The following is a 2,119-nucleotide window of genomic DNA, read 5'->3' as shown; positions in this document are numbered from 1 at the left end:
ACGCCTGGTGGAACGAAACCCCCCTCGCCCGCACCCGCATCTCCCGACTCGCAGCCCTCGACCTTGCAGCGTGAGATCAATTGGGCAACAGGGTCAACTTCGGCGTCAAACGCAGCGAACACCGGCACTGGCCCCAACCCACCCGCGACCCGGCCAAAGCAGTCACCATCGCGCCCCACTACCGGACCGCCCCGATTAACCCTCCGGGCAAAGTTCCACGAGCCTGGGACTCTTAAGTCACTGGTATTGAGGTTAGTCCAAACGGGTGCCGCGTGCCGGAATCCCGATGGTCTCGCCTTCTCTCGCGATTTCCTCGGTTATGCGGTGGCTGAAATGGGTGAGGATTTGCATGGATGATTCGTCATCGAAATGAATTCGTGCTTCGTTGGCGCCGCGAAGAATTTCCTGGAGGGATCGGTTCACATGATCGAGTGCCTCGCCGCTGAAAGCGTTCTGTCGGAGGTCGGGTAGCCAGAAGTACTCCAGGAGGTCGGCGATGAAGACGGGTACCCGGGTGCCGTCGGGGTTGGCCTGGTACAGGCCGTGGGCGGCGCGTGGCTCGTTCGGGTGCGGCAGGTAGCGCACCGGTGTCCCCAAGGTGGAGGCCAGCCACGCGATGCTCTGCTCGTAACTGCGGTAGGCGAGCGGGTCGTGCGGGGCTCCGAAGGTGGCGGCGAACGGGTGCGAGGCTGGCGATGCCCCCGGTGGCAGGACTCGGGTACGGGCGTCGATCAGGTGCCGCACGGCCTGCTCGGAGAACACGGGCAGCAGCTGGGGAGTCCCGCCTGGCTGCTCGGCGAGCAGGAGCAGGATGCCATTGGAGGCCATCGTGATCGGGAGCGGTACCGTGGCCGACGAGTTCCCCGTGTTTCCCGGATGGTTCGGTGCGGGGGCGGGCGCGGCCGACGCGTTTTCCGGATGGTTCGGTGCGGGGGCAGGCGTACCGGCCGTCCGCGGGATGACGCGGCGCAGCAGGCCCCTCAAGCCCGTGTTCAGGTGGGGCCAGGTCGACCGGGCGGCCGGCGTGGTGTGGGGTTGTGCGGCGGGTGGCTGTGTGGTGTGGGGCTGTGCGGCGGCGCGGAAGAAGTCCTCGTCGAGCCCGTCCAGGGTGTTGGTCGGCAGCGGGTCGGTGACGGACGACCGGCGGCGGTGGGCGGTCGCGTCCGTGCGGTAGGGCTCGCGGCGCCACGATCGCCGGGTGCGAGCGGGTCCTGTGTCATCGGTGTGCCGCATTCGGCCGGGGTTCGAGCTTTCCGTGGGGGTGCTGTCGTCGGGCGTGGCAAGATCGGATGAGAGGTGGTTTTGTTGGTGCTGGTCGGCTTCCGTCATCACGGTGTCCTCCGTGCTGCTGACGGCGTGTGGCGGAACGATGGCATCGGCCGGTTGGGCCGGGGGCCGAGACGGGCCGGGGGATGGCTCAACGGCTGGTTGCGGTGCCGAGGGCGCTCGATCGGACATGTCATCGACCGAAGCCTCTCTGTGGGGGAGACCGGCCGGGACCTCGATGGTGCCGGAGCTCCGAAAGCCGCGTCGTCGTTGCGCCGGGGTTCGAGTGTCGTGGGGCGCGGGACGTTCGGCGTGTGAGTGTCGTCGAATCGACAGGGGGTCTACTCGTTCGTTGCTGATCCGCTGGCGGTATCTGATCGCGTCTGCTTGGTCGGGGCTCTGGTGTGTCGTGGGGGCGTGCTCCGTGGCTGCTTCGGTCCGGTGGGGCTCGGTGTCCGGTTGGGGGTCGATCTCCATAGCGGAGTGGGCGGGTGGGAGGGCGGTGGTGGGGAGGGTGAGGGCTTCGGGTGTCGGGGCGGCGGCGGGGTCAGGGGCGTCGGGGACGGTGGTGTTGGGGGTGGTGGGGCGGTAGTGGCCGGTGTCGGGGTCGAGGGCGATGTAGCGGCGCTGGCCGTGTTCGGGGCCGAAGTTGTGTGGTGGCTCGCCTGGGTGCAGGACGGTCAGCGGTGAGTCGAAGTGGTGCGCGGCCAGTTCGGCCAGGCGCAGCGGGGCAGGGCAGGGGCCGTCTGGTTCGGGCTCTAGGTTCTGTCCGGTCGATCATGAGCGGAGCCAGATGGCCAGGGCGGCGACCGTGACCGTGCCGAGGAAGACATAGACACGTTTGTCATATCTG

1 protein-coding gene is annotated in these 2,119 nt (G+C 68.1%); it reads right to left on the bottom strand.

The genetic code is table 11. The features are described from left to right. Positions 1-252 precede the first annotated feature (252 nt). The gene (locus AB0O11_RS39275; RefSeq protein ID WP_363397405.1) at positions 253-1,329 is read right to left on the bottom strand and encodes a hypothetical protein; all 1,077 of its coding nucleotides are present in this window, start codon (positions 1,327-1,329) and stop codon (positions 253-255) included. Positions 1,330-2,119: the final 790 nt, after the last annotated feature.

This window comes from Kitasatospora sp. NPDC093102 (genome assembly GCF_040683915.1).
Classification (GTDB): Bacteria; Actinomycetota; Actinomycetes; order Streptomycetales; family Streptomycetaceae; genus Kitasatospora.
This window is presented reverse-complemented; position numbering and strand designations above follow the sequence as displayed.

What these genes read in the sequence shown, in the direction of transcription:
- AB0O11_RS39275 (WP_363397405.1), bottom strand. Translation starts at nt 1,329, where the DNA reads ATGACGGAAGCCGACCAGCACCAACAAAACCACCTCTCATCCGATCTT.